Origin of the sequence: Methylocucumis oryzae, assembly GCF_000963695.1 — a bacterium.
GTDB classification, from domain to species: Bacteria; Pseudomonadota; Gammaproteobacteria; order Methylococcales; family Methylomonadaceae; genus Methylovulum; species Methylovulum oryzae.
The window spans coordinates 1-1,957 of the sequence record NZ_LAJX01000344.1; the positions used below are offsets into that span (position 1 = coordinate 1).

2 protein-coding genes are annotated in these 1,957 nt (G+C 46.9%); both read right to left on the minus strand.

Annotated elements, in window-relative coordinates; translation table 11 throughout:
- Positions 1-66 precede the first annotated feature (66 nt).
- Positions 67-1,053 carry a hypothetical protein gene (locus VZ94_RS21305; protein WP_045780789.1) on the minus strand — a complete coding sequence of 329 codons (987 nt, stop codon included), beginning with the start codon at positions 1,051-1,053 and terminating at the stop codon, positions 67-69.
- A 242-nt stretch (positions 1,054-1,295) separates the two neighbouring features.
- Positions 1,296-1,874 carry a TolB family protein gene (locus tag VZ94_RS21310; RefSeq protein ID WP_204369244.1) on the minus strand — a complete coding sequence of 193 codons (579 nt, stop codon included), beginning with the start codon at positions 1,872-1,874 and terminating at the stop codon, positions 1,296-1,298.
- Positions 1,875-1,957: the final 83 nt, after the last annotated feature.

Sequence of the window (1,957 nt, forward strand, 5' to 3'; positions counted from 1 at the left end):
TTGTTTTGTTAACATAGACAATCTCCTAAATTTATAAAGGCTCTACTTATGGATTACTGGAAAGTTTTAGTTAGGTGTAGGCATTAATTTGCCTACGAAGCGGAATTTGCCTACTTTGTAGACACCGTTGGAGCCTAACTTATTGAACCACCAAGCCGATAAGACCAAGTTACCCGATAAAGTAAAAGTGTTGCCTGAAACATTGACTTTGGTGTTGGCTGTTTCAAAAGCAGCAATGCCCTCCTTGCCCTCAACTGGGTATATATTTAGATGGGCCTTGATGTACCAGCCGTCCGTACCTTTTTTGCCGCCAGGGGTGCCGCCCGAATTAACTTCAGAACGCTTGGGGTCATAATTCAACGCCATGTCGCCTATGGTGACATGGCCGTAGCGGCCATTGAGACGAAAGGCACCACCTACGCCGATTTGTCCTTCAAAAGTTGCCTCAGGATCTAAATCATCAAACACCGCTGTCGTCATTTGCGGGTTGCGACCACCGTTGTCGTTAGCCGGGGTTAGAATTTCCTCTCCATGTGTATACATTTCAAACGTCGGTTTAGGCCACGGCTCGCTTAACGGTAAGCGGTGCATTCCGGCTAAGGTGATGCTGTTATCGGTGACTAATGGGTTGAAATTATGCAGAGAGATGAGGTTATACGCGATAGTCGCGTTGCCTGCTCTTTTCGACTCGCCCATCACTTGATAAGCCGTTAATGGCGCTATTTCTTCGCTGGTAAACCAGTCCTCAAAATATAAATCGCGTACTGGATACGCATCGCCTGAGGTAATGCCTTTTAAGCCATTGTCGAACACCATGTTGTTGGTGCCGGCGGTATCCGGCTGCCATTTTTCCTCTTTAGGTCGACCGTAACTGTCAACGCCGTTGTATGCGTTACCGGTGCGAATTGTCGTGATTGCTAATGCAGCGGGGTCGAGTTGAATCGTCAGCGCACCTTGCTTAAATGACATGGATGTGGCTTCTGCGGTGGTTGCCGTGGTCAGCGCGAGTAAGACAGACGCTGCTAATAACAGGCTAGAGTGTTTATTATTCATTGTCATCGTTCCTTATTGTAGTGACTGCCATTTAACTTAAGAGCAGCGGGTTGTTGGGTGCCGGTAGGTTTAGCCGATAGTTGCCCCCGTCATCCCAAGAGATCACGCCGAAATGACGGATATATTCTTGTTGGTTGTGTTTGAATCTTAACTGTGGCCTAAAAGCTTTCTGATTTGGGAGTACAAACTTAAGTTTGTACTCCGGCAATTATTATGCTTAAGCCGATAACAACCTTTTGTCGTTATTGAGTTAAGTCACGCAAAAACACATCAATCTCTTCATTCGTGTCATTAGGAATGAGGTCAGTCACTAAGGATCTGAATGCCATGTAGTGACCATCTGAGCTGATAATGGCATCACGACTACCGTTGGTGTTATTCGCACCGGCTTGTGCGCCAGGCCCTGTACCTGAGGTGCCGTCTAGCGTAACGCTGACCAGTGTGGTTGTTCCCGTTACTTGATCATGGACAAATACATCCGCATCGCCGTTATCGTCGTTAGTCGCTAAATTAGAGGCTTCAGAGCTAAAGCCAATATAACGGCCATCAGCGCTGATTGACGGTCTGCCACTAGAACCATTGCCTTGTGTACCATCTGAGGCGACGCTAATTCTTTTGGTTTCGTGAGTTAAAGTGTCATGCACGAATGCGTCGTCGGTTACATTCGTGTCATTCGGGACTAATGTCGAGGCCGAAGACCAAAACGTCACATAACGACCATCGGCGCTAATCTTAGGATGCCAAGAACCGTTATTGCCTTGTAGGCCGCTAGTAGCAACACTGACGCGAGTCGTTTTTTTTTTGGTTTCAAGGTCGTGCACAAAAATATCTTCCCTATCATTTGTGTCGCCTTTCACTTAGGTTGGTAGCTGATGATTTGGAAAGCTACATAGCGACCGTTATC

Coding starts and splice junctions, on each gene's coding strand:
- VZ94_RS21305 (WP_045780789.1), bottom strand. CDS start 1,053: ATGAATAATAAACACTCTAGCCTGTTATTAGCAGCGTCTGTCTTACTC.